The 25,861-nt window shown below is 72.4% G+C and carries 25 protein-coding genes; 6 read left to right on the top strand and 19 right to left on the bottom strand.

Going from position 1 to position 25,861, the window contains the following annotated elements:
* The 7 genes from ACFQS7_RS14385 to ACFQS7_RS14355 all read right to left on the bottom strand — a co-directional run bounded on the left by ACFQS7_RS14385 (position 1) and on the right by ACFQS7_RS14355 (position 7,361).
* Entirely contained in the window at positions 1-696 is a 696-nt protein-coding gene (locus ACFQS7_RS14385) for a 3-oxoacid CoA-transferase subunit A (protein WP_380067773.1), read from the bottom strand.
* A gap of 61 nt (positions 697-757) precedes the next feature.
* On the bottom strand, positions 758-1,573 hold the full coding sequence (locus ACFQS7_RS14380; protein ID WP_380067772.1) for an isocitrate lyase/phosphoenolpyruvate mutase family protein: 816 nt from the start codon (positions 1,571-1,573) through the stop codon (positions 758-760).
* Between the two features lie 71 nt (positions 1,574-1,644).
* Positions 1,645-2,217: an exonuclease domain-containing protein gene (locus ACFQS7_RS14375; protein ID WP_380067771.1), complete on the bottom strand. Its 573-nt coding sequence runs from the start codon at positions 2,215-2,217 to the stop codon at positions 1,645-1,647.
* Positions 2,218-2,382: 165 nt separating this feature from the next.
* A complete protein-coding gene (locus tag ACFQS7_RS14370; protein ID WP_380067770.1) occupies positions 2,383-3,240 on the bottom strand; it encodes a MaoC/PaaZ C-terminal domain-containing protein in 858 nt (285 codons plus the stop codon).
* 2 nt (positions 3,241-3,242) lie between these two features.
* Complete coding sequence (locus ACFQS7_RS14365; protein WP_380067769.1) at positions 3,243-5,372, bottom strand: acetate--CoA ligase family protein; 2,130 nt, start codon at positions 5,370-5,372, stop codon at positions 3,243-3,245.
* A gap of 114 nt (positions 5,373-5,486) precedes the next feature.
* Positions 5,487-5,750 (bottom strand): hypothetical protein, encoded by a 264-nt coding sequence (locus tag ACFQS7_RS14360; protein ID WP_380067768.1) that lies wholly within the window; start codon positions 5,748-5,750, stop codon positions 5,487-5,489.
* Between the two features lie 189 nt (positions 5,751-5,939).
* Entirely contained in the window at positions 5,940-7,361 is a 1,422-nt protein-coding gene (locus ACFQS7_RS14355; RefSeq protein ID WP_380067767.1) for a transglycosylase SLT domain-containing protein, read from the bottom strand.
* A 323-nt stretch (positions 7,362-7,684) separates the two neighbouring features.
* On the opposite strand from ACFQS7_RS14355, the gene ACFQS7_RS14350 reads away from it, so the two are divergent.
* Both ACFQS7_RS14350 and ACFQS7_RS14345 read left to right on the top strand, forming a co-directional pair.
* Positions 7,685-8,560: an ABC transporter permease gene (locus ACFQS7_RS14350; protein WP_380067766.1), complete on the top strand. Its 876-nt coding sequence runs from the start codon at positions 7,685-7,687 to the stop codon at positions 8,558-8,560.
* A 4-nt stretch (positions 8,561-8,564) separates the two neighbouring features.
* Entirely contained in the window at positions 8,565-9,296 is a 732-nt protein-coding gene (locus ACFQS7_RS14345; RefSeq protein ID WP_380067765.1) for an ABC transporter ATP-binding protein, read from the top strand.
* Between the two features lie 72 nt (positions 9,297-9,368).
* On the opposite strand, the gene purD is transcribed toward ACFQS7_RS14345, so the two are convergent.
* On the bottom strand, positions 9,369-10,637 hold the full coding sequence (purD, locus tag ACFQS7_RS14340; RefSeq protein WP_380067764.1) for a phosphoribosylamine--glycine ligase: 1,269 nt from the start codon (positions 10,635-10,637) through the stop codon (positions 9,369-9,371).
* 133 nt (positions 10,638-10,770) lie between these two features.
* Here purD and xseA point away from each other — a divergent pair, with 133 nt between their 5' ends.
* The 3 genes from xseA (at position 10,771) to ACFQS7_RS14325 (ending at position 13,968) form a co-directional block, all read left to right on the top strand.
* A complete protein-coding gene (gene xseA, locus ACFQS7_RS14335) occupies positions 10,771-12,237 on the top strand; it encodes an exodeoxyribonuclease VII large subunit (protein WP_380067763.1) in 1,467 nt (488 codons plus the stop codon).
* Between the two features lie 158 nt (positions 12,238-12,395).
* Positions 12,396-13,151: a M23 family metallopeptidase gene (locus tag ACFQS7_RS14330; protein ID WP_380067762.1), complete on the top strand. Its 756-nt coding sequence runs from the start codon at positions 12,396-12,398 to the stop codon at positions 13,149-13,151.
* 52 nt (positions 13,152-13,203) lie between these two features.
* Positions 13,204-13,968, top strand: a complete 765-nt coding sequence (locus tag ACFQS7_RS14325; RefSeq protein ID WP_380067761.1) for an SDR family NAD(P)-dependent oxidoreductase — start codon at positions 13,204-13,206, stop codon at positions 13,966-13,968.
* Positions 13,969-13,989: 21 nt separating this feature from the next.
* On the opposite strand, the gene ACFQS7_RS14320 is transcribed toward ACFQS7_RS14325, so the two are convergent.
* Positions 13,990-15,999: a TonB-dependent receptor gene (locus ACFQS7_RS14320; RefSeq protein ID WP_380067760.1), complete on the bottom strand. Its 2,010-nt coding sequence runs from the start codon at positions 15,997-15,999 to the stop codon at positions 13,990-13,992.
* A gap of 109 nt (positions 16,000-16,108) precedes the next feature.
* On the opposite strand from ACFQS7_RS14320, the gene nikR reads away from it, so the two are divergent.
* The gene (gene nikR / locus ACFQS7_RS14315; protein ID WP_380067759.1) at positions 16,109-16,567 is read left to right on the top strand and encodes a nickel-responsive transcriptional regulator NikR; all 459 of its coding nucleotides are present in this window, start codon (positions 16,109-16,111) and stop codon (positions 16,565-16,567) included.
* 123 nt (positions 16,568-16,690) lie between these two features.
* On the opposite strand, the gene ACFQS7_RS14310 is transcribed toward nikR, so the two are convergent.
* The 10 genes from ACFQS7_RS14310 to ACFQS7_RS14265 all read right to left on the bottom strand — a co-directional run bounded on the left by ACFQS7_RS14310 (position 16,691) and on the right by ACFQS7_RS14265 (position 25,806).
* On the bottom strand, positions 16,691-17,713 hold the full coding sequence (locus ACFQS7_RS14310; RefSeq protein WP_380067758.1) for an amino acid ABC transporter substrate-binding protein: 1,023 nt from the start codon (positions 17,711-17,713) through the stop codon (positions 16,691-16,693).
* Positions 17,714-17,793: 80 nt separating this feature from the next.
* Entirely contained in the window at positions 17,794-18,522 is a 729-nt protein-coding gene (locus tag ACFQS7_RS14305; protein WP_380067757.1) for an ATP-binding cassette domain-containing protein, read from the bottom strand.
* On the bottom strand, positions 18,522-19,805 hold the full coding sequence (devC, locus tag ACFQS7_RS14300; RefSeq protein WP_380067756.1) for an ABC transporter permease DevC: 1,284 nt from the start codon (positions 19,803-19,805) through the stop codon (positions 18,522-18,524). Before devC ends, ACFQS7_RS14305 begins: the two co-directional genes overlap by 1 nt.
* Positions 19,802-20,839, bottom strand: a complete 1,038-nt coding sequence (locus ACFQS7_RS14295; protein ID WP_380067755.1) for an HlyD family efflux transporter periplasmic adaptor subunit — start codon at positions 20,837-20,839, stop codon at positions 19,802-19,804. The genes devC and ACFQS7_RS14295 overlap by 4 nt, the downstream gene beginning before the upstream one ends.
* Positions 20,836-21,060, bottom strand: a complete 225-nt coding sequence (locus tag ACFQS7_RS14290) for a hypothetical protein (protein WP_380067754.1) — start codon at positions 21,058-21,060, stop codon at positions 20,836-20,838. Before ACFQS7_RS14290 ends, ACFQS7_RS14295 begins: the two co-directional genes overlap by 4 nt.
* Positions 21,057-21,626: a TetR/AcrR family transcriptional regulator gene (locus tag ACFQS7_RS14285; protein WP_380067753.1), complete on the bottom strand. Its 570-nt coding sequence runs from the start codon at positions 21,624-21,626 to the stop codon at positions 21,057-21,059. Before ACFQS7_RS14285 ends, ACFQS7_RS14290 begins: the two co-directional genes overlap by 4 nt.
* Positions 21,627-21,744: 118 nt before the next feature.
* Positions 21,745-22,614: a lysophospholipid acyltransferase family protein gene (locus ACFQS7_RS14280; protein WP_380067752.1), complete on the bottom strand. Its 870-nt coding sequence runs from the start codon at positions 22,612-22,614 to the stop codon at positions 21,745-21,747.
* A 10-nt stretch (positions 22,615-22,624) separates the two neighbouring features.
* Positions 22,625-23,614 carry a tetraacyldisaccharide 4'-kinase gene (lpxK, locus tag ACFQS7_RS14275; protein WP_380067751.1) on the bottom strand — a complete coding sequence of 330 codons (990 nt, stop codon included), beginning with the start codon at positions 23,612-23,614 and terminating at the stop codon, positions 22,625-22,627.
* A 138-nt stretch (positions 23,615-23,752) separates the two neighbouring features.
* Positions 23,753-25,087, bottom strand: coding sequence for a 3-deoxy-D-manno-octulosonic acid transferase (locus ACFQS7_RS14270; protein ID WP_380067750.1), 1,335 nt, complete (start codon positions 25,085-25,087; stop codon positions 23,753-23,755).
* The gene (locus ACFQS7_RS14265; protein ID WP_380067749.1) at positions 25,084-25,806 is read right to left on the bottom strand and encodes a lysophospholipid acyltransferase family protein; all 723 of its coding nucleotides are present in this window, start codon (positions 25,804-25,806) and stop codon (positions 25,084-25,086) included. Before ACFQS7_RS14265 ends, ACFQS7_RS14270 begins: the two co-directional genes overlap by 4 nt.
* Between the last annotated feature and the right edge of the window lie 55 nt (positions 25,807-25,861).

The following is a 25,861-nucleotide window of genomic DNA, read 5'->3' as shown; positions in this document are numbered from 1 at the left end:
TCAGCTCGCCTCGGGGGTCAGCCAGTCGCCGCCGCGATCCACCTGGACCACGCGGTTCACGTAGACGCCCGGCGTCATGATCATGTGCGGGTGCAGCTCGCCGAGCTCACGGACATGCTGCACCTGGGCGATGGTCAGCTCGGCCGCCATCGCCATCACCGGGTTGAAGTTGGCGCCGGACCCCCGGTAGACGAGGTTGCCCCAGCGATCCGCCTCCCAGGCCTCGATCAGCGCGACGTCGCCGGGCAGGGCGCGCTCCATGACGTAGCGCCTGCCCTCGAACTCGCGGTTCTCCTTGCCCTGCTCGAGCTTCGTGCCGGCAGCGGTCGCGGTGTAGAAGGCGGGGATGCCGGCGCCGGCGGCACGGATGCGCTCGGCCAGGGTGCCCTGCGGCACGATCTCCAGCTCGATCCGGCCCTCGCGGTACAGCGTCTCGAACACCACCGGATCCGAGGAGCGCGGGAAGGAGCAGACGATCTTGCGGACCCGGCCGAGCTCCATCAGTCGCGCCACGCCGACGCGGCCGACGCCGGCATTGTTCAGCACCGCGGTCAGGCCGGTGGCGCCCTGCTCGATCAGCCCCTCGATCAGCACGTCGGGCTGGCCGACCGAGCCGAAGCCGCCGATCAGCACGGTGGAGCCGTCCTTCACCCCAGCCAGGGCATCCGCCACCGACTGCACGATCTTGTTGATCATCCGTACCCTCCCGGACCGGCCCTTGAGGTAAACCGGGCCGCCCCGCGGGTCCAGCCCCCGATCAGGACCGCATCAGCCCGTTCACCAGGCCATGCGCCGGCACCGCGGCCAGGCGCGGCAGGTCGCCATCCAGCAGCGCCCGGCCCAGGTCCAGCATGGGACCATAGGCGGCCCGGGCCAGCGCCCCGCCGAGGCTGACCCGGCGCACCCCGGCCTCGGCCAGCACCGCCAGCGGCACCAGCCCGGCGCGCGGGCCGATCAGCACGTTCACCGGCTTCGGCGCGACGGCCGCGACCACGGCGCGGATGGCGTCGAGGTCGGGCAGCGCAGGTGCGTAGAGGCAATCCGCCCCGGCCTCGGCGAAGGCCGTGAGGCGCCTGATGGTGTCGTCGAGGTCGGGCCGGCCGTGCAGGAAATTCTCCGCCCGCGCGGTCAGCACGAAGGGCCGGCCAAGCGCGCGTGCCGCCGCCACCGCGGCGCGGATGCGGCCGACCGCCGCCTCGAAGTCGTGGATCGGCGCGGCGGGATCGCGCGTGGTGTCCTCGATGGTGCAGCCGGCCAGGCCCGCCGCACCCGCGGCGCGCACCGTGGCGGCGCAATCCTCGGGCGATGGGCCGTAGCCGTCCTCGAGATCGGCCGAGACCGGCAGCGTGGTCTCGGCCAAAATCGCACGCGCATTCGCCAGCGCCTCGGCCTTGCTCAACGCGCTGTCGCGCCGGCCGAAGGTCCAGGCGGCACCGGCCGAGGTGGTGGCGAGCGCGACCGGGCCCAGCGAGGCCAGCAGCCGGGCGCTGCCGGCATCCCAGGCATTCGGCAGCAGGAAGCAGCCGGCCCGGTGCAGGGCGGCGAATGCTTCGGCGCGTTGGTTGGCGGTCATGGCGTCCTCCTCGGCCAGCCATCCTGCCGTACCGGCCGCCTGGAGTCTTCGCCCGTGGGCGAAGCGGTGGGTCAGGCGGCGACCTCCACCCCCTGCGGCGTGTTGCTGATGCCGTGCAGCCGCATCGGCACCGGCGGCAGGTCGTGCAGCACCCGCAGCAGGTTGGCCGCCAGCCAGGCATCCTCCAGCGCGCCGTGCAGCGCCGTCTCCCGCCCCAGGCCGCAGGCGGCGGCGGCGTGCGCCAGGCCGGCCCGCTCGCCGGGATGCGCCCGGCGCCAGAGCTGCAGGGTGCAATGCGCCGCGCCCCAGGGGGCGGGCAGGCCGAGGCGTTCGAATTCGCCGCCCAGCATGCGGCGGTCGAAGGGCATGTTGTGCGCGGCGGCGGCATGGCCGCCGAAGAAATCGGCGACCTCGGCGGCATGCGCGGCGAAGGGCGGATGCAAAGCGAGGAAGGCATCGGTCATGCCATGCACCCGGATGGCGCCCCAATGGCAGCGGATGCCGGGGGCGAAGGCGAGGTGCAGCGTCGCCTCCGGCTCGAGCGCCGCATCCAGCCGCACCGCGCCGAGCGAGACGACCCGGTCACCCGTGGCGGCGCCGGTGGTCTCGGTATCGAAGACGGTGATGGGTCCGGCTGTCCACATGCTGCGCTTCGGTTTCCGTCAGGCAGGAAGCTTGGGGAGGGAAAGGTATTCCCTCCCCAAACCCTACCCTTCCTTCTTGCGAGTCTGGCACCCGCCGCGCGGCAGGCGCCAACTCAGAAAAACAGATGAGGGGTCCGGGGAGAATACCTTCTCCCCGGCCTTGCCTTACGCGTAGCGGAACAGCCCGTTGCTCACCACCACCTTGTCGCGCTCCACCACCCGCGCCCGGAAGGCGGCGCCGCCGCTTTCCTTCCAGATCTCGGTGCGGATCGTCTCGCCCGGGTAGACCGGTGAGGAGAAGCGCAGGTCCATCCGGCCGAAGCGGGCGGTGTCGTAGCCGCACATCTCCCGCAGCAGCGCGTGGCAGATGGTGCCGAAGGTGCAGAGCCCGTGCAGGATCGGGCGCGGGAAGCCGGCCTGCTTCGCCACCGCAGGATCGATATGCAGCGGGTTGAGGTCGCTGTTGAGCCGGTAGACCAGCGCCTGTTCCGGCCGCGTCGCCAGGTCCAGCGTTACGTCGGGCGCGCGGTCGGGTTCCGGATGCGGCTGCTTCACCGGGCCGGTCGGGCCGCCGAAGCCGCCGTTGCCGCGCAGGAAGCTGGTCGAGGTGGCGGTCGCCAGCAGCGTGCCGGTCTTCGCGTCGCGGATCTCGCGTTCCGAGTACATCAGCGCGCCCTTGCCCTCGCCGCGATCGACGAGGCCGGTGGTGCGGGACCGACCGACGACTTCGCCCTCGGTCGGCAGCGGCGCATGCAGCACCAGGCCCTGCTCGCCGTGCAGGATCTGCTGCCAGACGATGCCGGTATCCGGGTTGCGCGACCAGAAGCCGGGCGAGCCGAGCACCACCGGCATCGAGGGCACGACCTTCAGCCGCGGCTCGTACAGGAAGTCGAGCTGCTGCTCGTCCATCGGGTCCTGGCCGAGCCCGACCGAGAAATTGTACAGCGCAACATCCTGCCAGCGCAGCGTCTGCCGCACCTCGGGGATCGGGTAGTTCATCAGGTGGTCGTAATTGATGGCCATCGTCAGTGGCTCTCCCCTTCCAGTTCGATCACCGCATCCGCGGCAAAGCACCCCTGCCCTTCCGGCAGCACCAGCAGCGGATTGACATCGACGCCCGCCAGCCGCGGCCCGGCCGCGATGGCGAAGGCGGACAGCGCCGAGAGCGTCTTGGCCAGCGCCGGCACATCGGCTTTCGGCCGGCCCCGCGCGCCATCCAGCAGTGGGAAGCCCCTCAGCGAACGGATCATCCGCTCGGCCTCCGTCGTATCGAACGGGCAGCGGCGAAAGGAGACATCCTTCAGCACCTCGACGAAGATGCCGCCCAGGCCGACCATCGCCACCGGCCCGAAGACCGGGTCGCGGAAGACGCCGAGCGCCATCTCGACCGCGCCCTTGATCTGCTTGGCCACCAGCACGCCCTCGAGCCGCGCATTGGGCGCGTGGTGCCTGGCACGGTCCAGCAGCGTGGCGACGCCGTGCCGTACCTGGTCGGCATTGGCGACATCCAGCAGCACGCCGCCGATCTCACTTTTGTGCAGGATGTCGGGCGACAGGATCTTGAGCACGACCGGGTAGCCGATCTGCTCGGCAGCAGCGACCGCCGCCTCGCTGTCGGAACACGCATGTTCCGGCACAGCCGGCACGCCGGCCTCGGCCAGCAGCGCCTTGGCCACCGCCTCGGAGGGCGTCGTCGCCGGCAGCGTCACCTGCGGCAGCGGCACCGCGGCGCGCGGCTCCCCGGCCTTGGCGAAGGACGCGCCGTACTGCCCCATGGCGGCGATGGCGGTCACCGCGCGGGACGGGTCCTCGAAGCAGACCCAGCCGTCGGCCTCGTATTCCGCGGTCTTGTTCGGCGCCAGCATGGACATCACCCACAGCCGGTCCGGATGCGCCGCGCGGATCGCCCGCATCTGCTGGTGCAGGCTGGGGCCGACGCTGCGCCCCGCCGCGGTCTGCGACCAGAAGGACAGGATCGAAGTATAGCCGCCGTCGGTCGCCACGCTCTCGGCGAATTCGGTGATCAGCGGCAGGTTGTTGGTGACCTGCGCGGTGCAGTCGATGGGGTTGCGCGGGGCGCAGAAGGGCACCAGGCCGCGCAGCTTCTCCTGCGCTGCCTCCGGCATCGGCGGCATGGCCAGGCCCGCGGCCTCGGCGGCGTCCGAGATCAGCACACCGGCGCCGCCCGACACGGTGAGCACACCCAGGGTATTGCGCGCCGGATAGATGCGGCGCGAGGCGGCATAGGCGATGTCGAGCATCTCCTCGGTCGTCCGCGCCCGCACCACGCCGAATTCGTCCAGCACCGCCTGGGTCACCGCATCATCGCCGGCGATGGAAGCGGTGTGCGACTTCGCCGCAGCGCCGCCCAGCATGCTGCGGCCGACCTTCATCATCACCACCGGCTTGCGGTTGCGCCGCGCCAGGTCGAGCGCGGCGATGAACTGGGTGCTCTCGCGGATGCCCTCGGCATAGGCGCAGATCACGTCGACCTCCGGCGCCTGCGCCATCCAGCCCAGCACGTCGCCGAGTGCCACCTCGGCCTCGTTGCCCGTGGTGATGCAGACCTGCATGCCCAATCCGCGATCGAGGGCCGCGGCGAACAGATGCGTGCCATAGGCGCCGGACTGCGAGGCCACGCCGATCCGCCCCGGCACCGGCCAGCCCTTCTCGAAGCTGGCGGTGAAGGTGCCGTAGAAGCGGATGCTGTCGTTGAAGACGCCGAGGCAGTTCGGCCCCAGCAGCCTGATGCCGTGGCGCCTGGCCACTGCGGTCAGCCGGTCCTGCGCCTCAGCGCCGGCGGCGTCCATCTCGGCGAAGCCGGCGGAGAAGACGATGACCGCGCGGCAGCCCTTCTTGCCCAGCGAATCGAGCGTCGGGATGGCGTGCTCGGCCGGGACGGCGATGATGGCGACGTCGGGGGCGGCCGGCAGCGCCTCGACCGAGGCGTAGGCGGTCAGCCCCTGCACCGTCGCCCGCTTCGGGTTGACCGGCCAGATCTCGCCCTGGAAACCCCGTTCCTTCATGTAGGCGATCGGCCGTCCGCCGATCCGCGCAGGCTCGTCGGAGGCACCGATGACGGCCACGGAGCGTGGCCGCACCAGCGCATCGAGCGACGCGAATCCGGCATTGGCCGGCGCGGCATCGGCAGTCATGGACTTCTCCCCAGGCTTGGTCTTTCGCGCCGCAGCCTGAGCGAGGCGCAGCGCGACAGCAAGGGGGGAGCCGGCCTTCGATCCGGCGCGATCAACCGCAGCGGCGCGGCGGGCTCAGTCCTCCTCCTCCTCCTCGTCGAGGTCCTCGTCGTCATCATCCTCGTCGAGGTCCTCGTCGTCATCATCCTCGTCGAGGTCCTCGTCCTCGTCGAGCAGATCCTCGTCCTCCTCGTCCTCGAAGTCGTCCTCTTCCTCGGTCTCGTCGTCATTCTCGCCCGTACCGCTGACCACGAGCCGGGTCGACGCCAGCGCGATAGGGCGGCGGGCGGGGGGGTTCCTCAAGCCGGCGGGGCCGGACTCCGGTATGGCGTCTGACATGCGTGCTCCTCCGATCGACCTGCAGCTTCAGGCGTGTCCCGCCCGGGCTGGTCCCGACCTGGATACACGCGGTCCAGCCCCTGCCGGATCCGGCAGGAAGCACGACTGCGTGGCATCTTTTGTGGGGAAGCCGCAAGCGCCGCGACGCCCCGGGATCGCGCCCGGGGCCACTTCCGACGGCGCTGCGCGTCAGCCCTGGGAGTCGGGCGACAGCACGATGCAGGCGCCCTTGCGCTTCAGCCGATCGCAGGCGGCCTGGGCCGCCGGCTGGGACAGTCCGGTGACCCGGGCGCGGTACAGCGTGGCGCGGCCGGCGGCGACCGGCTGTACTGCGGTGCGGCCCCCGGCGGCGTCCTGCGCCGCCGCGGCCGCATCCCGCGCCTGCGACTGGTTGGCGAAGGCACCGACCTGCACCGCCCAGCCGCCGGCCGGGATTGCCGGGCCGCGGGCAACGGCCGGCCGCATGGCCGAGGTCGGCAGGGTGGAGGCCTGGGCCGTACCGAGCAGACCGAAGCCACGGGCCGGGCCGGATTGCAGCACGGCCGTCGGCCGCATCGGCGCCGGCGCCGCGGCGAGTTGGGTACGCGGCGCGGGTGCTACGCGTGTCGCGGCCGGCGTGGTGGGGCGCGGCCGCGGCAGGGCGGCAGGCTCCGGGTCCGCGCCGCGCGGGCGCGCCGCTGGCTCCGGCATCGGCGGGTTCGGGATCGGATCCATCCGGATCACCTCGCCACGCGGGGCCACGGACGTGCTGCCGTCCGGGATCGGATCCATCCGCACGACCGGACCCAACGAGGCGACCTGGACCGGCTGGTCCGTGCTGCCATCGGGGATCGGGTCCATCCGCACCACCGGGCCGGCCAGCACCGTCGGCGTGATGCCGGGCTGCTGCATGTCGCGCTGTTCCTTCAGCGCCAGCATGGTGGCGCTGTCCATCCGCCGCGGCCCGGCCGGGATGCTCAGCGGGATTTCCGCAGCGGCATAGATCTCCGGCGCCGCGCGCTTCGACGGGTGGTGGGCGACGATGTTGGGGCCGATCCGGGCGACGTAGTTGCGCGTCTCGGCCGGCAGCCCCCGGCTGTTCCAGAGGTAATCCTCCAGCCGTCGCGGCCCGGCATTGTACGCGGCCAGGAATGCCGGCGACCCGTAGAGGTCGTACATCTCCCGGATATAGGCGGCGCCAGCCATGATGCTGTCATAGGGGTGGTAGGGATCGCTGCCGAAGCCGTAGCGGCTGCGCAGTTCGCGGTAGGTGCCGGGCATGACCTGCATCAGGCCCATCGCGCCGACCGGGCTGGTGGCGCCGACCCGGCCGCCCGATTCCTGGCGCATGACCTCGCGGAGCCAGCGCTCCGGCACGTCGAAGCGGCGCGACGCATCGCGGATATAGGGCCCCCAGGGATCGCGTGCGGGTCCCGGCGGGTCGTAGCTGCTCGGGCGGTTGTAATGGCCGTGCACCGCCGCGGCCTGCTTGGTGGCGGGCGTCTGGCTGGACTGCCCGCAGGCCGCCAGCAACGCGAGAACCGACAGCGCGAGGGCAGGCCGCCCGACGCGGGCAACGATGCCCCGCGCCGTCCGGCCGGTCTCGCAAGTGGTCCGCTTCCCCTGGGACATCCCCTTGGCTCCGTCGGGTCTATGAAGACCGGGTTCCGAAGCCTGCCCCCCCGAGACCCGCACCGTCCCCACGATGCGTGCCTCCAGGCTGCCCCGAAGACCAGGCGGACGTCCTACGTCCATGAAGTGCCAGCCCTACACGCTTCCGACCGGGCTCGGCAAGACCGAGTCTGCATCGCAATACTTTGCTGCGGCAAAGTCTTGCCTGTGTCCTCGGCGCACGGCGACGCTGCAACCATGCCGGCGATCATCCCTGCAACCGGATCGACTGCTGTCCGCTATTTGTTTTCGGCATGCCCGGGGGCCCCTCTATAGCCAGCCGCATGCTGGATTCGACCCTGCCCCGCCAGGCTGCGTCCCGAGCCGCGCCCCTTGGGGCGGCGCCGCTGTACGTCAGCGACGCGGCGCAGCCGCGCCGCCGCGCCGCGGCGCTGGAGGACCTGGCGACCGGGCTGCGCCGCTGGCGGCTGCCCGCCGCCCTGGCCCGGCTCGACATCCGCAACCGCTACCGCGGCTCCGTCCTCGGCCCCTTCTGGCTCACCCTGTCGACCGCCGTCATGGTGGTCGGCCTCGGCCTGCTCTACTCCTCGCTCTTCAAGATGGAACTGGCCGGCTACCTGCCCTTCATCGCGGTCAGCCTGATCGTCTGGAACATGATCTCGCAGACCGTCACCGACGCCTGCATCAGCCTGACCAGCGCCGAGGGCATCATCCGCCAGGTGCCGCTGCCGTTCTCCGTCCATGTCCTGCGCTGCGTCTTCCGCAACGCGCTGATCACCGCGCACAGCCTGCCGCTGGTCTTCCTGGTCTTCGCCGCCTGCGGCACCCTGCCGGGCCTCGAGGTCCTGCTCGTTCTCCCCGGCCTGGCGCTGGTCGCGGTGAACGCCTTCTTCATCGCGCTCTTCCTCGGCATGCTCTGTGCCCGGTTCCGCGACATCGGGCCGATCGTCGCCAGCCTGATGCAGCTCGCCTTCTTCATGTCGCCGGTGCTGTGGAAGCCCGAACTGCTGGGCGACAAGGCGGTCTGGCTGCCGCTGAACCCCTTCTACGTGCTGATGGAGACGGTGCGCGGCCCGCTGGTCGAGGGCGGCGTGCCGGCCCTGGTCTGGCTCTCCGCCAGCCTCTACACGCTGCTGGTGGCAGGGGTGGCGCTGGCCTTCTTCATCCGCTTCCGCGGCCGCATCGCCTTCTGGGTCTAGCGCCATGCCCCACATCCTGGCCCAGGGCCTGACCATCGAGTTCCCGCTCTATCACATGGGCGCGAGATCGCTGAAGAAGCGTATCCTCGCCAAGTCGCCGCTGCGCATGCGGGAAGACGCCTCGCACCGCGTCGTCGTCGCGGCGCTGCGCGACCTGTCCTTCCGGATCGGCCGCGGCGAGCGCGTGGCGCTGGTCGGCAGCAACGGCGCCGGCAAGACCACGCTGCTGCGGACGCTGGCCGGGGTCTACGAACCGGTCGGCGGACGGCTCGAGGTCGCCGGCCTCGTAGGCGCGCTGATCGACCCCTCCGCCGGGATGGACCAGGAATCGACCGGGCGGGAGAACATCGTCCTGCGCGGCCTGTTCCGCGGCCTGTCGGAGGCCGCGAGCGAAGCCATGGCGGACGCGGTCGGCGCCTTCTCCGGCCTCAACGAATTCCTCGATGTCCCGGTGCGGACCTACTCGGCCGGGATGCAGGTGCGGCTGTCCTTCGCCATGGCCACCGTCATGGAGCCCGAGGTGCTGCTGATGGACGAGTGGTTCCTGGCCGGCGACGCCGCCTTCATGGCCAAGGCACGGGAGAAGCTGGCCAAGCTGGTCAGCGATGCCGAGATCCTGGTGCTGGCGACGCACGACATGGCCATCGTGCGCGAGTGGTGCACCCGGGCGATCCGTCTGGAAGCCGGGCGGATCGTCGCCGACGGGCCGGTGGAGGAGGTGCTGGAGCCGGCCTGACATCCCGCTCCAGCGTATTGTTTTCGGGGCAGATCCTGGCCCTGAGCCAAGCCTGCCCTCCGGCGATCCGTCCTACAGCGCCAGATGCGCGATATCGCGCCGGCAGAAGCCTTCCGGCCAGTCGATCGCATCCACTGCGGCATAGGCTGCGTCGCGCGCCGCCTGCACCGTCGCCGCGGTCGCGGCGATGCCCAGCACCCGGCCGCCATTGGCCAGCACCCCGCCATCCGCCCGCCGCACCGTGCCGGCATGGAAGACCTGCACGCCGGGCACCGCCGCGGCGCGGTCGAGGCCGCGGATCTCCGTCCCCTTGGCATAGGCGCCCGGATAGCCATTCGCCGCCATCACCACCACGAGGCTCGGCCGCGGGTCCCAGCGCAGGTCGAAATCGGCCAGTTCCCCGTCGCAGGCGGCCAGCAGCGCCGCCAGCAGGTCGGATCGCAGCCGCAGCATCAGCGCCTGACACTCCGGGTCGCCGAATCGAACGTTGAACTCGATCAGCTTCGGCCCGGTCGCGGTGATCATCAATCCGGCGAAGAGCACGCCGCGGAAGGGCGTGCCGCGGCGGGCCATCTCGGCCAGCGTCGGGCGGATGACCTCGGTCATGACCTGGTCGTGCAGCGCCGGGGTGAAGACGGGAGGCGGGGAATAGGCGCCCATGCCCCCGGTGTTCGGCCCGGTATCGCCGTCGCCGACCCGCTTGTGGTCCTGCGCCGCGCCCAGCGCCAGGGCCGCGTCGCCGTCGCAGAGGGCGAAGAAGGAGACCTCCTGGCCGACCAGGCATTCCTCGATCACCACGGCGGCGCCTGCGGCGCCATGCACGCGGTCCTCCATGATGTCGGCGATGGCGGCCTCGGCCTGCTCCAGCGTTGCCGCCACCACCACGCCCTTGCCGGCGGCCAAGCCATCCGCCTTGACCACGATCGGGGCGCCCTGGGTGCGGATATGGGCGCGGGCCGCAACGGGGTCGGTGAAGCGGGCCCAGGCGGCGGTCGGCACGCCGGCGGCGTCGGCGACCTGCTTGGTGAAGGTCTTGCTGCCTTCCAGCCGCGCCGCGGCGGCGGACGGCCCGAAGCAGCGCAGCCCGGCCGCGACGCAGGCATCGGCGAGGCCCAGGGTCAGCGGCGCTTCCGGCCCCACCACCACCAGGTCCACGGCCTTTTCCGTGGCGAAGGCGACCAGACCGGGGATGTCCTCGGCGCCGATCGCGACGCAGTCGGCCACTTCGGCGATGCCGGCATTGCCCGGGGCGCACCAAAGCCTGGTCAGCATCGAGGAGCCGGACAGCGCCCAGCACAGCGCGTGCTCCCGCCCGCCACCACCGACCACGAGGACCTTCATGGGATCGCGCCTTCCTCCGGGCGGGCCGATTCGGACCTCCGGGCACATCTGCGCCCTCCGGTCATCGGACCGCTTGCTGAAACATGCCGGGAACGGCCTCCCCGGCCGCGGCCCCGTAGCATATCCTGCCGCCATGGACACCACGCCGCCGGTCGCCAAGGCCGCCCCGAACATCCCGGAATTCGCCGTCTCGGAGCTTTCCGGCGCCATCAAGCGCACGCTGGAAGGCGCCTTCGGCCGGGTCCGGGTGCGCGGCGAGATCACCGAGCTCCGGCGCTACCCCTCCGGCCATATCTATCTCGCCCTGAAGGACGAGAACGCCAAACTGAAGGCGGTGATCTGGAAGGCGACCGTGCCCCGGCTCGGCCTGAAGCCCGAGGAAGGCGTCGAGGTCCTCGCCACCGGCAAGGTCACCACCTATGGGGACCGGTCCGAGTACCAGTTAGTCATCGACCGGCTGGAATACGCCGGCGAGGGCGCCTTGCTGGCGCGGATCGAGACGCTGCGGAAGCGGCTGCTGGAGGAAGGGCTCTTCGCGCCCGAGCGCAAGCGCCCGCTGCCGATGCTGCCGCGGGTGATCGGCGTGGTGACCAGCGAGCGCGGCGCGGTCATCCAGGACATCCGCACCACCATCCTGCGCCGCTTCCCGCGCCGGCTGATCCTCTGGCCCGTCGCGGTCCAGGGCGCCGGCGCGGCGGAGCAGATCGCCGCGGCGATTCGCGGCCTCGGCGCACTGCCGTTGGGCGGTCCCGTCCCGCGCCCCGACGTCATCATCGTGGCCCGCGGCGGCGGCAGCCTCGAGGATCTGATGGCCTTCAACGAGGAGATCGTGGTCCGCGCCGCCGCCGAGTCGCCCGTCCCGCTGATCAGCGCGGTGGGCCATGAGACCGACACGACGCTGATCGACTTCGCCTCCGACCGCCGCGCGCCCACGCCCACCGCCGCAGCCGAGATGGCGATCCCGGCCCGGGCCGACCTGCTGGCCGACCTTTCGCAGACCGCGGCGCGGCTGCTGCAGGCCGGGCAGTCGTTGCTCGACCGCGCCCGGCGCCGGTTGCTGATGGCGGAGCGCGGCCTGCCCGACCTGCCCGGCATCCTCGGCGCCCTGCGGCAGCGGTTGGAGGACCGCGGCGAGCGCTTGGCCGTCGCCCTGCCCGGGCTGGTCGATCGCAAGCGCGGCCTGCTGTCCCGCATCGCCCCTCGCCTGCCGCATCCGCGCGAGGGCATGGCTGCGCGCCGCGCGGCACTCGGCCTGCTGGATACGCGGCGGACCGCGGCGCTGCACCGGGCGGTGGCCCGGGCCGAGGCGGCGCCGGCGCTCGCGCGCTTCTCGGCCACGCCGGTGGCAGCGCTGGTACGGGAGAAGCGGGCGCGGCTGGAAGGGCTGGTGGCGCGGCTGGAAGGCGTCTCCTACCAGGCCGTGCTGGCGCGCGGCTTCTCCCTGGTGGCGGATGCCGAAGGCGCGCCGCTGACGACGGCGGCGGCGGTGCCGGCGGGCGGCAGGCTGACGCTGACCTTCGCCGATGGTCCCGTGGGCGCCGTGGCGGACGGGGCGAAGCCGAAGCGGAAGGCGGAGCCCAAGCAGGGGGCGCTGCTGTGAACGGAGACAAGAAAGAATGGGGGGAAGCATCCCCGGATGCCCCCATCTATTCTTCCGTGTCGGCTGCCAATGGCAGCAAGACTCAGAGAAATGGATGGCGGTCCGGGGGAATACTTCCCCCCGGCCTTCCGCGGCGCTCGCTGCTCGGCCTGCTGCTGTTGCCTGCTTCGGCCCGCGCCGCAGACCATGCCCAGGGCTCGCTCGTGGTCGGCCGCGTTGCCCCCGGCACCCGCCTCGCCCTCGACGGCCGCGCGCTGCGGGTCGGGCCGGGCGGCGAATATGCCCTCGGCTTCGGCCGCGACCATGGGCCGGAGGCGGTGCTGACCGTCACCCCGCCCGGCGGCCAGCCGCAGCGGCAGCGGCTGGCCGTGGCCAGGCGCGAATGGCAGGTGCAGCGGCTGCAGGGCCTGCCCGGCGCCATGGTCACTCCGCCGCCCGAAACCATGGCGCGCATCATCCGCGAGCGCGACCGCCTGGCCGCCCTCCGCAAGACCGATAGCGCCGAGCCGCACTTCGCCGCCGGCTTCGTCTGGCCGGCCACCGGGCGGATCAGCGGCGTCTATGGCAGCCAGCGCATCCTGAACGGGGAGGCCCGGGCGCCGCATCTCGGGCTCGACGTCGCGGTGCCGGTTGGCACGCCGCTGCGTGCCGCCGCCGCCGGGCGGGTGCTGCTGGCGATGGACCTCTACTTCACCGGCGGCACCGTGGTGCTCGACCACGGCTTCGGCGTGCAGACGCTTTATGCGCACATGTCGCGGCTGGAGGTGGCGGAAGGCGACCAGTTGGCGGCTGGCCAGCGCATCGGCCTGTCGGGAGCCACCGGCCGAGTCACCGGGCCGCACCTGCATTTCGCCATGAACTGGTTCGCCACCGCGGTGGACCCGGCCGGCGCCCTGCCCGCGACGCAAGGCTGAACTTCCGGCACCTGCGCAGCTTAACCTCGGGCGCCCTTTGCGGAGGAATCCCATGTCCACCACCGATGCCGGGCGGTTCGCCCGCTACCCGAGTCTCAAGGATCGCGTGGTGCTGGTGACCGGGGGTGCAAGCGGCATCGGCGCCGAGTTGGTGGCGCAATTTGCGGCGCAGGGATCCCGCGTCGCCTTCCTCGACTTCGACGATTTCGGCGGCCAGCAGGTGGCGGCGCGGACCGGCGCGTTGTTCCGGCATTGCGACCTGCGCGACGTCGCGGCCCTGCGTGCCGATGTGGCCAATGTCGCCGCGCAACTCGGCCCCGTCACCGTGCTGATCAACAACGCCGCGCGCGACGACCGGCATGGCAGGGAAACGGTGGAACCGGAATACTGGGACGAGCGCATGCACACCAACCTGCGCCACCAGTTCTTCTGCGCCCAGGCGGTCGCGCCGATGATGAGGGATGCGGGCCAGGGCTCCATCATCTGCTTCGGCAGCGTGTCCTGGATGAAGGCGCAGGGTGGCATGCCGGCCTACACCACGGCCAAGGCGGCGGTGCATGGGCTGGCGCGCGGCCTGGCGCGAGACCTCGGGCCGTCCGGCATCCGCTGCAACGTCGTCGTCCCCGGCTGGATCTTCACCGAACGCCAGGAGACGCTCTGGGCAACGCCGGAGGCGGTGGCGTCGGCCCTGGAGCGGCAATGCCTGAAGGAAAAGCTGTACCCGCCCGACATCGCGCGGATGGTGCTGTGGCTGGCCGCCGACGACAGCCGGATGGTGACGGCACAGACCTTCGTGGTGGATGGCGGGTCGATCTGACGGCGGGTCGCCGGCCGTCCGCTACAGCGCCGCCGCCACGGTGAAGCGCACCGCCAGCGGCTCTACCGGGTGGAAATGCCGGTCCTCCACCCCCGCCGCTGGCTCGCCCGGCAGGCGGGAGGCGTACCAATAATCGATCTGGCTGGCCTTCGTGTTGAACAGGTTGAAGGCGTCCAGCCGCAACGTGACGCCGTTCTCCAGCCGGTAGCCGGCCCGGGCATTCACCAATGCCGTGGTGCGCGACCGCTCCTGCCCGTCCTCGGTCAGCGGCCGCGGCCCGAAGACCCGCAGCCGCGCCGCGCCAAACCAGCCCGGCCCCTCGTCCCAGCTTGCCCCCGCGGCCAGCACCAGGTTGGGCGCGCCGGGTATGTGGCTGCCGGCCGGGTCGGATTCGGTGAAGCGAGCCCGCGTCGCCGCCACGTCGAGGTCGAGCGCCAGGGCCGGCGTCGCCTGCCAGCGGTTGGTCCATTCGATGCCGGTGCGCCGGCTGGCCCGGCTCGGCTCGGTCGTCCCGGCATCGCCGAGGAACAGGATCTCCGAGCCCAGGTCGAGCACGAAGGCGGCCACCCGGCTGTCCAGCCCCGGCACCGCCCGCGTGGCGACGCCGATCTCCGCCCCCCTGGCCCGCACCAGCAGCGGCACGCGGGCGGTGGGCGTCAGCCGGTCCGCGGGTTCCACCCGGATGGTGGCGCCGCGCAGGTCGTTGCTGTGGAAGCCGCTGCCGGCGTTGAGGAAGAATTCCGTCGCCCACCACGGCCCGAGCGCCACGCCGGCCTTCGGGCTGGCGATCCATTCCCCGGCGTAGCCGGAATTCGCTGGCGTGTCGCTGCGCACCCGGCCGCCCATCCAGTCGGCCCGCACCCCGCCGGTCAGCCGCAGCCGGTCCTTCGGGCGGAGGGTGGTGTCGGTGAAGACGCCGACGCTGTCCTGCCGCACCGCATCCTCCCGCACCGTGGACAGCGGCGTACGCGCCTGGGTGCGGGACAGGCCGACGCGGATGTCGTCGTGCCGGGTCTGGATGCCGAAGCGCGTCTCCGCCGGACGGCCGAGCGCTTCCCAGGGGAGGCTCTGCACCGCCTCCCCGCCCAGCACCCAGCGGCGGTCCGTCTGGCGGAACTGGTCGCCGCGGGCGGGGTCGTCGAGGAAGTAGGTGAAGTTGTTGTAGAGGTCGAGCGTCGAGCGGATGGCATAGGCCGAGACCCGCGTGGTGCCCCAGTCGCCGGTGGTGGCGTAGCGGCCGGACAGGCTGGCCCGCCGCGCCCGGCCGCCATCGGTCGGATCGATCGCGCCGAAGCGGTCGACGATCCCGGCGGAGACGCCGCGCGCCGGCACCTGGTCGGTCGCATCCCAGCGCCCGGCATAGCCCATGGCGGTCAGGGTGAAGCCGTCCAGCGCGGTGCCCTGGCGGTAGCGCAGCACGCCGTTCAGCCGGAGCAGGTCGTCGCCGCTGCGCCAGGGGCCCTGGTAGGTCGCCACCTCGCCGGCCGCCAGCAGCGTGCCCTGCCCCAGCGCCTTCGACCCGGCGGCGAGGCCGCGCCAATAGCCGAAGCTGCCGACCGTGCCCTGCACGAAGGGATCCAGCGCATCGACCAGGTCCAGCCGCAGCGCGCCGGCGGTGGCGAAGTCGCCGTCATCGGCGTAGTAGGGACCCTTCCGCACCCGCATCCCGCCGAGCAGTTCGGGGATCAGGAAATTCAGGTCGGCATAGCCCTGGCCATGCGCATGGGTGCGCATGTTGACCGGCATGCCATCGACCGTGATCGCCAGGTCGGTGCCGTGGTCGAGGTTGAAGCCGCGCAGGAAGTACTGGTTCGCCTTCCCCTCGCCGCTGTGCTGGGTGACGATCAGGCCCGGCGCCGCCTCGAGCGCCTCGGCGGTGCGGGCGATCGGCCGGGCGAGCAGCTCGGCGCGCGGCACCGCGATCTCGCTGGCCGCGGCGGGGCGCTCGCCCTCGGCGGTCACCAGCATCGGCGGCAATTCCGCTACCTGCGCCACCGCGCCGCCGCCCAGCAATGCGGCGGCCAATCCCATCCGAAGCCGCACCTGGATAGCCCCTCATACCATTGAGGCAAATCTTCACACGGACATGGACGGCCAGGCAATCCGCCGGGCAGACTGCGGCCAGCCGGGGAGCGGGAGCATGGAGCGCATTACCATCAGCATCGATGAGGACCTGCTCGGCATCGTCGACACCCTGGTCGCCACCCGGGGCTATGCCAGCCGGTCAGAGGCGATCCGCGACCTGCTGCGGGCGGAGACCAACCGGGCCGCCTCGCTCGCCGAGGCGGCACCCTGCGTGGCGACCCTGAGCTATGTCTACGACCATGCGGCGCGCGACCTGGCGCGGCGGCTGACCGGGGCGCACCACGCGCACCACGACCTCGGCATCGCCAGCCTGCACGTGCACCTGGACCATGCGACCTGCCTGGAGGTGTCGGTATTGCGCGGAGACTCCGGCGCGGTGCGGCGCTTCGCCGAGGCGGTCACCAGCGAGACCGGGGTGCGCCATCATGCGCTGCATATGGTACCGGCGCGCTTCGAGGAAAGCCGGCACGACCATGGGGCGGGGCCGCATGTGCACCCGCATACCCATGCCTGAAAAGATGGCAGGTTGGGGGAGACGATATTCTTTCCCGTTGGACGCATGCGTCCAACCCCTCATCCATTTTCCTGGGTTGGCGCCCGCCGCGCGGCGGGTGCCGGACCCGCCAGGAAATTCAGGCTACCGCATCGGCAGCGCGTAGATCAGCCCGCCCTGGGTCCACAGCTTGTTCGGCCCGCGCGCCAGGTCGATCTGCGTGTCCGGCCCGAAGGAGCGGTCATAGATCTCGCCGTAATTCCCCATCGCCTTCACCGCATTGTAGGCCCAGTTGCGGTCGAGCTTGAGCGATTCGCCCAACTCCGGCGTCACGCCCAGCAGGCGGCGGGTATTGGGGTTCACGCTGGTCTTGCGCATCTCCTCGGCATTGGCGCGGGTAATGCCCTGCTCCTCCGCCTCGATCAGCGCGGTGGTGTACCAGCGGATCACGTCGAACCATTGCTGGTCGTCGCGGCGGATATAGGCGCCGTAGGGCTCCTTGCTGAAGCGCTCGGGCAGGATCACCCAGTCCTTCGGGTTGGCCATGGTCGACTTCACCCCGGCAAGCTGCGAGGCATCGGTGCCGAAGCTGTCGCAGCGGCCGGCCTGCAGCGCCGCGGTCGCCTGGTCGGTGCGCTCGTACAGCACCGGCTTGAAGGGGGTGTTGATGCTGCGGAAGTGGTCCGCCGTCACCTGCTCGTTCGTCGTGCCCTGCACCAGGCAGATGGTGGCGTCGCGCATCTCCGACACCTTGGCGACGCTGTCCTTCTTCACGATGAAGCCGTGGCCGTCGTAGAAGTACGTGGTCACATGCCGCAGCCCCAGCGTCACGTCGCGCAGCATGGTCTGCGTGGAGGTGCGGAACAGCACGTCCACCTCGCCGGCGCCGAGCGCGGTGAAGCGGGTGGAGGAGGACAGCGGCGCGAAGCGCACCTTGTTCGGGTCGTTGAAGATGGCGGTGGCGAGGCCGCGGCACAGGTCCACGTCCATCCCCTGCCAGACGCCCTTGCTGTCCGGCAGGCCGAAGCCGGCGACGCCGGTGCCGATGCCGCAGACCAGCTGGCCGCGCGCCTTGATCGCCTCCAGCGTCTGCTGCGCCGAGGCGGTGGTGGTGGTGATCAGCGCGCAAGCGAGCGTCGCCGCGGCGATGAAGCCTCGTCCCAGCATGGATATGGTCCTGCCCTGTCTTACCTCGCCGGATGGTGGCTGGCGCCGGATCGGGCTGTCAACGACCGGGCGGCAATGGATCAGGGCGCCGGTGCATCCATTGCCTGTTTCGTGGGCACGATCCGCCCATCCTCCATCGAGACGATGCGGTCGGCGAGGTCGAGGATGCGCGGATCGTGCGTCACCAGCAGGATCGGCACCCCGCGCCGCCGCGCCAGGTCGCGCAGCAGCCGCACCACCTCGCCGCCGGATTGCCGGTCGAGCGCCGCGGTCGGCTCGTCCGCCAGGATCAACCCGGGCTCGCCGGCAAGCGCCCGGGCCACCGCCACGCGCTGCCGCTGCCCGCCGGAGAGCTGGTCCGGCCGGCTGGCGCCGCGATCGCCGAGGCCGACGGCCGCCAGCATCGCCGTGGCGCGTTCCAGCCGCACCGCCTCCGTCGTCCGCGGGTCGAGCTCGAGCGCCATGGCGACGTTCTGCTGCGCGGTGAGGAAGCCGAGCAGGTTGTGCTGCTGGAAGATGAAGCCGATCCGCTGCCGCAGCGCCACCCGCTGGCCTTCGCTCGCCCCCATCAGCTCCTGCCCCAGCACGCGGCAGGAGCCCTCCTGCATCGCCCGCAGCGCGCCGACCAGGGTCAGCAGCGTGGTCTTGCCGCTGCCGGACGGGCCCGTGAGCAGCACGATCTCGCCGGGCCGGACCGAGAGGTCGACGTCGCGCAGCACCGGGCGGCGCAGCTCGCCCTCGCCATAGGCATAGGTCAGGCCGCGGATCTCGACCGGGGCAGGCCGCCCAAGGGTCGCCTGCATGTCCATCAGAACATGTCCGCCGGGTTGGCGTCGCGCAGCTTGCGCATCGCCAGCAGCCCGGCGATGCCGCACATGGTGAAGATCATCCCGAACACCGCCAGCGCCCGCGATGCGTCCATCGCCAGCGGCAGGAAGGTGCTCTTCCCCACCACGTCGTACAGGAAGGTGGCCAGCGCGAAGCCCGGCAGGAAGCCCAGCAGCGCCAGGATGAAGGCGGCCGAGAGCACCGCGCGGCCGAGATAGAAGTTGGAATAGCCCATCGCCTTCAGCGTGGCGTATTCCTTCAGGTGGCTGGCGATGTCGCTGAACAGGATCTGGTAGACGATCACCATGCCGACGATCAGCCCCATGATGCTGCCGAACATGAAGATGAAGCCGATCGGCGTCGCTTCCTCCCAATAGTCGCGCTCGTGCTTCACCAGGTCGGGGCCGCGCAGCACGGCGACGTCGGGCGGCAGCAGCTGGCGCAGCCGGACGACCGCCGCCTCGCGGTCGGCGCCGGGGACCAACCGGATCGCCACGAGGTCGACCTGGCTGACCAGCCTTTCCTTGACCAGGCGGCGGAAATTGGTCTCCGACATCACCACGTTGCCGTCGGCGCCGAAGGACGGCCCGATCTGGATCAGCCCGACCACCTCCATCTGCCGGTTGCCGACCTGCACCTCGAAGGGCCCGCGCTCCGCCAGCAGCTTCGGCACGGCGCCGAATTCGGGCCGCGAGCGCAGGTCGAAGGCCATGGTGTCCGGCCGCTTCAGCGTCTCGATCAGCGGGGCGAGGCCGGGGAAGTCCATCACCCCCGCCTCGACGTCGAAGCCGACCAGCTGCACCGCGCGGCGCGTGCCGTTCTCGGGGTTCCGCCAGGTCGCCTGCGCCAGGTAGACGGGGACCGCCGCCTGCACCTCGGGCAATGCCAGCGCCTGGCTGGCGCGTACCCGCGACAGCATCTCCGGCTTGAAGCTGACCAGCGTCATCGGGTGCATCAGGAAGATGTCGGCGCGGAAGCTGGCCAGCAGCGCCGTCGCGCTGTCGAACAGCGCCGATCGGAACCCAAGCTGCATGAAGACCAGCACGCAGGCGAACATGACGCCGGCGATGGCGGACGCCAGCTTGGCCTTCTCCGCCCGGAGCTGCCGCCAGGCGAGGCGCAGCGGCAGGTACAGCGCCGCCCCTGGCGTGCTGCGCGGCGCGCGGGATCGGGCCTCGGGCGGCGGCGGTCCTGCATCGCCGGTCAGCTCCGGCGCCCAGGGCAGGTAGTCCGGGGCCGGCGCCTCGCGCGCCTGGACGTTCATGGCCGGATCGCCACCTGGACCTGCATGTTGGTGCGCCGCTGCAGCGCCGCGCGGCCTTCATCGCCGAGTGCCAAGCGGACCTCGACGGTGCGGGCATCGACGGCGGCGACCGGGTCGGTGCCGGCCTGGGTGGTGCGGCGGACCATCCAGCCGATCTCCCGCAGGGTCGCGGCGTAGCGCTGCGGCTCGCCGGGGACCACCACCTCGGCTGGTGCGCCCTCGCGCAGCCGCGACACGTCGGTCTCGAAGACATCGGCGACGATGTCGAGCCGGGTCAGGTCGGCCAGGTCGAGCACGCCGTCCGACCCCACCTGGTCGCCCGGCCTGGCGTAGATCTTCAGCACGGTCCCGGCGATGGGGGCGGTGATGCGCGACAGCCCGGCATCGGCGCGGGCGCGGGCAGCAGCGGCCTCGGCGCCGGCCAACTCGGCCTCGGCCACGGCGATGTCCTCGGGGCGCGGGCGAAGCAGCCGGACCAAGTCGGCCTCGGCCTCGGCGCGTTCGGCCGCGGTGCGGCTGGCGGCGAAGCGGTTGCGCTCGGCGGTGGCGATGTTGCCGGCGCCGGAGGGCAGCAGCGCCTCGGCCCGCTCGGCCTCGCGCCGCGCGCTGGCCTCGCCGGCCTGCAATGCCTGGATCCGGGCGCGCTGGGCGTCGATCTCCTCCGGCCGGCCGGCGGCACGAATCCGGGCCAGGACGGCGCGGGATTGCCGCGCGGCGGCCTCGGCCTGGGCGGCGGCGGCATCCTTCTGCGCGGCATCGGCCAGCACCGCCAGGACATGGCCAGCCTCCACCACGTCGCCCTCGGCGACCAGCAGCCGATCGAGCCGAGCGACGTTGAAGCCGCCGGGCTGGTTCAGCTTGCGGATGCGGGACGCCGGCTCGACCCGGCCCAGCGCGCCGACGCCGATCGGCGCGGCCGCGGCGGCGACCGGCACCGGGACGTGGTCGCCGTTGCCGTCGCGCAGCCAGACCCAGCCACCGGCGCCGAGGCCGGCCAGGACCAGGACCGCCAGCAGCAGCCCTTTCCGGCTCATGGACCGGCCTCGGCCTGGGCGCCGAGCAGGCTGGCGAATTCCGCCTCGTCCAGCAGGTCGCGCGCCAGCAGGGCCGCTTCCTCCGGATCGCCGCAGGCGAAGAACTGGGCGATGGCGCCGAGCAGCCCGGGCGCTTCCGGCGACACCTGCGTCGTGGCCGCGGCGGCGCCGGCGAGCAGCAGCACCAGGGCAGCACCGGCCAAGGCGGAGAACAGCCTCATGTCACAGGCTCCAACAGACGCGAGAGGGCAGCATGCATGGCGTGGCGCTCCGGCTCCGTGGGCGTGTAGAGGCCGAAGATCCGGGCCATGAACATGCCGTCGCCGGCCGCCATGATGGCGTGGCCGTGGCCCTCGGGCAGGCCGTCCGCTGCCACCGCCTCCCGCATCCGGGCGATCACCGCGCGGATCGGGCCGAGCAGCGCCGGGTCATGGTGGAAGGCGGCAAGGAAGACCGCGGCGGCGCGGTCGCAGCGCTCGTTGGTCGCTTCCGGCGTCAGCTCGAAGGCCCAGGCCAGCATGGCGCGGGCGACCTGGCCGGGGCCCGCCGGCTGGCTGGCGACGCAGGCCTCGAAATCCAGTCGCATCCATTCGGCCATGCGGCCGAGCAGCCCGGTGATCAGCGCTTCCTTCGAGGCGAAGTGATAGAGCAGCCCGCCCTTCGAGACGCCGGCCTGCTTCGCCGCGGCATCGAGCGTCAGGCCGCCGACGCCGCGGGTGCGGACGATCACCTCGGCGGAATCGAGGATGCGGGTGCGGGCGTCGAGGGTCACGGCGACATCGGACATGAGCATCTACTATACCGGCTGGACGGTAGGTCAACCGTCCAGCCGGTATACCTCAAGTGACATCCCCGGCATCCTGCCACGGGGGCGGCCCGCGCCGCTGCCGGCCGGTCCCGCCGCGTCAGACGTCCTTCGGCCAGCGCCGGTGCAGCCAGAGCCATTCCTCCGGCCGCTCGCGGATCCAGGCCGAAATCCGGTCGTTGATCGCCAGGGTCAGGGCGCGGATCGCCGCCTGGCGGTCCTCGCCCACGGGCAGCGCCAGCGGCGGGTCCACCATCAGCCGGAAGCGGCAGGGGCCGAGCCTTTGCACCCGGCCGGGGATGACCGGGCAGCGGAAGCGCAGCGCCAGCTGCGCCGGGGCCGGCGCGGTCATCGCGGGTGCGCCGAGCAGCGGCACGGCGATTCCGTCGTTCAGCTTCTGGTCGGCGAGGAGGCCGAGCACGCCACCCTGGGACAGAAATTTCAGTGCCGCCCGCGCGCCCTGCGCGCCTTTCGGGAACAAGGGCAGCGCCTTGCCCGCCACCGCCCGGGCGCGCAACCCGTTCACCAGCGCGTCCACCGCCGGGTTGTCCGCGGCGCGGTAGACGCTGCCCATGCGGATGCCGAGGCGCTCCAGCGCCGGCGGCAGAACCTCCCAGTTGCCGAGATGGCCGGAGACCAGGATGGCCGGCCCGCCGTCGGCAGCGAGCGGCGCCAAATGCTCGACACCGACGATCTCCCACCGCATGGCCGGCAGATGCGGCAGCTCGCCCACCGTGCGGCCGAGATTGTCCCACATGCCGCGCAGGATAAGGGCGCGCGCCGCGGCGTCCCGTTCCGGCAGGGCCAGCGCCAGGTTGGCCCGGGCGATGCGGGAGACCGGCAGCAGCGGCCCCAGCCAGCGGCCCAGCGCGCCGCCCGCATCCGAAGCCCGGACCGGCCCCAGCCAGCGCGCCAGGGCCAGCACCGCGCGGACCACCAGCGTCTCGACGGCGAATTGCAGGCGTCTCACGCCCAGGCTTTCACGCCGGGATGGGCACCCGCTGCGCCAAGGGGTCGAGCAGCCCCTCGATCCCCGCCGGGTCGTCCCAGACCAGCTTCACCGTCACCACGGTGACGCGGCTGCGGAAGGCGGCCGGGATGCGGACGAAGTCCTTGCGCGTGGTGACCGGGATGGCGCGCAGCCGCTCGGCCTCGGCCAGCAGGTCACGCATGTCGCCCTCGTCGAAGGGATAATGGTCGGCGAAGGGCATCCGCCCGGCCAGCACCGCCCCGGCCTCCTGCAAGGTGGCGAAGAATTTGCGTGGGTTGCCGATGCCGCAGAAGGCATAGACCGGCTGACCCGCCAGCAATTCCGCCTCCGGCCCCGGCGCCAGCCTGGCCCGCAGGACCGGCAGGCGGGACGGCAGCCGGGCAAGGGCGCCGCACTCGTCCTCCCCGATCAGGACCGCGGCGCGGCAGCGGGCGGCGGCGGCCTCCGGCATCTCCCGCAGCGGCCCGGCGGGGATGATCCGGCCGTTGCCGAAGCCGTAGCTGCCGTCGATGATCAGCAGCGAAAGGTCCTTCTCCAGCGTCGGGTTCTGCAGCCCGTCATCCATGACGATGCATTGCGCCCCGCCGGCGACCATGGCGCGGGCGCCGGCGGCGCGGTCGCCGGAAATCCAGGCCGGGCGCTCGGCCGCCAGCAGCAGCGCCTCGTCGCCCACCGCCTCGCTGTCATGCACCTGCGGGTCGACCCGCGCCGGACCCTTCAGGGTCCCGCCATAGCCACGCAACAGGAAATGGATGCCGACGCCGCGGTTGGCCAGCCGCTGGCCGAGGTCGAGCGCGACCGTGGTCTTGCCCGAGCCGCCGGCGGTGGCATTGCCGCAGCAGATCACCGGGACCGGCGCGGTCCAGCCCTGCCGCCGCATGCGCCGCGCGGTGACGGCGGCATAGATCGCGGCGGCCGGGGCCAGGAGAAACGGGAACAGCCCTCCGCCGTCGCCGGTCCAGAATTCGGGAGCACGCATCAGGCTTCGACCAATCCTTGGTTCATCCCGTCATCCACCCCGAAGGTGTTCGCTGCCCCACCGGCACGGGCCGCGTCGATCCCCAGCCTGGATCCGCTGCTCAACGCACCCGACCCGGCAGGGTTGGCCGGCCCGGCCTCAGGCCGGCCCCGTCGCGGGCGGCGTGGCTCCATCCATGGGTCCGTCCCCTGGCCCGGCGCCGGGGAGAAGCCCGATCAGCAAACCTGCGAGGCGGTCCGGCAACCCGGCCTCCGCCGCAAGGGCCGCGGCGGCGGCATTCGCCATGGCTCGTCCGCGGTTAGGATTCGATAGCACGCCCCCGGCCGCAGCCGCCAGCGCCACCGGATCGGCGGCGGTCCGGGTGGCGCCGCCGGCGGCCAGCAGCCGGGCGACCGGCTCCTCGAAATTGTGGGTATGCGGGCCGAGCAGGATGGGGCAGCCGAGCCGGGCCGGCTCGCGCGGGTTCTGCCCGCCATGCGGCACCAGCGAGCCGCCGACCAGGCAGACCCTGGCCAGCCGATAGAACAGGCCGAGCTCGCCCAGCGTGTCCGCCAGATAAATCGCGGTCTCCGGCCCCGGCAGGGCGCCTGCCGCACGGCGGGCCACCGGCAGCGGCGCCATGTCGACGGCAATTGCGGCGCCGCGTTCCGGATGGCGCGGCACGATGATGGTCAGCAGTCCGGGATGCCCGATGGCCAACAGCCGATGGGCGGCGGCGATGATCGCCTCCTCCCCCGGCTGGGTACTGGCGGCGAGGAGGACCGGCCGGTCGCCGATCGCCCCGCGCAGCGCCGTCAGCGCGGCGACATCGGCGGGCAAGGGCGGCGCGGCGTCCTTCAGGTTGCCCGGCGTCAGCACCTCGGCCGCCCCCAGGGCGCGCAGCCGTTCGGCATCCGCCGCGGATTGTGCCGTGACCAGCCGGAAGGCGCCCAGCAGCCGCCGGCCAAGCCCCGGCGCCAGCAGCCGCCAGCGCCGGGCGGAGCGGGCGCTGAAGCGGGCATTCACCAGCGCCAGCGGCACACCGCGCGCCGTCACGGCGGCGATCAGGTTCGGCCAGAGCTCGGATTCCACCAGCACCGCGCAATCCGGCCGCCAGCCATCGAGGAAGCGCGTCACCCAGCGCGGCACGTCCAGCGGCACGAAACGGTGCAGCAGCCGGCCGCCGAGCCCGCCCGGCAGCCGCTGCGCCAGCACCCCGGCGGCGGTGACGGTGCCGGTGGTGACCAGCAGGGTCAGGTCGGGGGCGCGGGTCGCCAATGCCTCCAGCAGCGGGATGACCGAGAGCGTCTCGCCGACGCTGGCGGCATGCAGCCAGAGCACCCGCCCGGGCGGCCGGGCGGCCCCCTCGCCGCGGCGTTCTCCCAGCCGGGCGGCGATCTCCTTGCCGAAACGCGCCCGCCGGCGGAGATGCAGCGGCAGCAGCGGCGCCGCGGCGCCGGCGGCCAGCCGCCAGAGGGCGAGGCCGGCGCTCATGACATCCCGGCGCGGGCGGCAGCGGGTGCCGCGACCCAGGCATCGGCGGCCTCGCAGGCGGCGGTCAGCCCGGCCTCGATGGCGGGGATGGCGGCCAGCGGATCGGCGCGGTCGACCGGCACCGCCGGCCGCACCACCATCACCCCGCGGCCGAAGGGCAGCGGCAGCACCATGCGGTCCCAGCTCGGCAGGACGCGCGCGTGCGTGGTGCGGGCGGCGCAGGGCAGCACCGGCAGGCCGGAGACGGCGGCAAGCTGCGCCACGCCGGGGGCGGCGACCCGGCGCGGCCCGCGCGGCCCGTCCGGGGTGATCGCCACCATGTCGCCCTGCGCCAGCATGCGCAGCAGCACCCGCATCCCCGTAGCGCCGCCCCGGCTGGTCGAGGCATGCACCATGTCGAGGTCGAAGCGGCGCACCACCTCGCCGATGAAGCGGCCGTCGCGGTGGCGGGAGACCAGGACATGCGCCCGCATCCCGGCCATCTCCGGCAGCCGGGCGCGGGCCTGCCGCCACAGCATCGGCATCATCGGCAGGCGCTCGTGCCAGAAGGCGGCGATGACGCTGCGCGGGACACCGTCCGGACCCTGGAAGGCGGCGCGCAGCGGCGCCTCGCCCAGCAGAGTCCAGCGCGTGGTGCGGTAGACGCAGGCCAGGTACAGGCCAAGCGCCCAGGCGAAGGCCGCCTGGGCGGCGGCGGAGCGGATCAGCCGCCGGAACATGGATGCGCGCGCATATCGAGGAGCGCCGGGTAGCATGCCCGGGCGCGCGGGAACA

The sequence above is a fragment of the Dankookia sp. GCM10030260 genome (assembly GCF_042666655.1).
In the GTDB taxonomy this organism is placed as follows: Bacteria; Pseudomonadota; Alphaproteobacteria; order Acetobacterales; family Acetobacteraceae; genus Paracraurococcus.
This window is presented reverse-complemented; position numbering and strand designations above follow the sequence as displayed.

What these genes read in the sequence shown, in the direction of transcription:
- ACFQS7_RS14385 (WP_380067773.1), bottom strand. Translation starts at nt 696, where the DNA reads ATGATCAACAAGATCGTGCAGTCGGTGGCGGATGCCCTGGCTGGGGTG.
- ACFQS7_RS14380 (WP_380067772.1), bottom strand. Translation starts at nt 1,573, where the DNA reads ATGACCGCCAACCAACGCGCCGAAGCATTCGCCGCCCTGCACCGGGCC.
- ACFQS7_RS14375 (WP_380067771.1), bottom strand. Translation starts at nt 2,217, where the DNA reads ATGTGGACAGCCGGACCCATCACCGTCTTCGATACCGAGACCACCGGC.
- ACFQS7_RS14370 (WP_380067770.1), bottom strand. Translation starts at nt 3,240, where the DNA reads ATGGCCATCAATTACGACCACCTGATGAACTACCCGATCCCCGAGGTG.
- ACFQS7_RS14365 (WP_380067769.1), bottom strand. Translation starts at nt 5,372, where the DNA reads ATGACTGCCGATGCCGCGCCGGCCAATGCCGGATTCGCGTCGCTCGAT.
- ACFQS7_RS14360 (WP_380067768.1), bottom strand. Translation starts at nt 5,750, where the DNA reads ATGTCAGACGCCATACCGGAGTCCGGCCCCGCCGGCTTGAGGAACCCC.
- ACFQS7_RS14355 (WP_380067767.1), bottom strand. Translation starts at nt 7,361, where the DNA reads ATGTCCCAGGGGAAGCGGACCACTTGCGAGACCGGCCGGACGGCGCGG.
- ACFQS7_RS14350 (WP_380067766.1), top strand. Translation starts at nt 7,685, where the DNA reads ATGCTGGATTCGACCCTGCCCCGCCAGGCTGCGTCCCGAGCCGCGCCC.
- ACFQS7_RS14345 (WP_380067765.1), top strand. Translation starts at nt 8,565, where the DNA reads ATGCCCCACATCCTGGCCCAGGGCCTGACCATCGAGTTCCCGCTCTAT.
- purD (WP_380067764.1), bottom strand. Translation starts at nt 10,637, where the DNA reads ATGAAGGTCCTCGTGGTCGGTGGTGGCGGGCGGGAGCACGCGCTGTGC.
- xseA (WP_380067763.1), top strand. Translation starts at nt 10,771, where the DNA reads ATGGACACCACGCCGCCGGTCGCCAAGGCCGCCCCGAACATCCCGGAA.
- ACFQS7_RS14325 (WP_380067761.1), top strand. Translation starts at nt 13,204, where the DNA reads ATGTCCACCACCGATGCCGGGCGGTTCGCCCGCTACCCGAGTCTCAAG.
- ACFQS7_RS14320 (WP_380067760.1), bottom strand. Translation starts at nt 15,999, where the DNA reads ATGGGATTGGCCGCCGCATTGCTGGGCGGCGGCGCGGTGGCGCAGGTA.
- nikR (WP_380067759.1), top strand. Translation starts at nt 16,109, where the DNA reads ATGGAGCGCATTACCATCAGCATCGATGAGGACCTGCTCGGCATCGTC.
- ACFQS7_RS14310 (WP_380067758.1), bottom strand. Translation starts at nt 17,713, where the DNA reads ATGCTGGGACGAGGCTTCATCGCCGCGGCGACGCTCGCTTGCGCGCTG.
- ACFQS7_RS14305 (WP_380067757.1), bottom strand. Translation starts at nt 18,522, where the DNA reads ATGGACATGCAGGCGACCCTTGGGCGGCCTGCCCCGGTCGAGATCCGC.
- devC (WP_380067756.1), bottom strand. Translation starts at nt 19,805, where the DNA reads ATGAACGTCCAGGCGCGCGAGGCGCCGGCCCCGGACTACCTGCCCTGG.
- ACFQS7_RS14295 (WP_380067755.1), bottom strand. Translation starts at nt 20,839, where the DNA reads ATGAGCCGGAAAGGGCTGCTGCTGGCGGTCCTGGTCCTGGCCGGCCTC.
- ACFQS7_RS14290 (WP_380067754.1), bottom strand. Translation starts at nt 21,060, where the DNA reads ATGAGGCTGTTCTCCGCCTTGGCCGGTGCTGCCCTGGTGCTGCTGCTC.
- ACFQS7_RS14285 (WP_380067753.1), bottom strand. Translation starts at nt 21,626, where the DNA reads ATGTCCGATGTCGCCGTGACCCTCGACGCCCGCACCCGCATCCTCGAT.
- lpxK (WP_380067751.1), bottom strand. Translation starts at nt 23,614, where the DNA reads ATGCGTGCTCCCGAATTCTGGACCGGCGACGGCGGAGGGCTGTTCCCG.
- ACFQS7_RS14270 (WP_380067750.1), bottom strand. Translation starts at nt 25,087, where the DNA reads ATGAGCGCCGGCCTCGCCCTCTGGCGGCTGGCCGCCGGCGCCGCGGCG.
- ACFQS7_RS14265 (WP_380067749.1), bottom strand. Translation starts at nt 25,806, where the DNA reads ATGTTCCGGCGGCTGATCCGCTCCGCCGCCGCCCAGGCGGCCTTCGCC.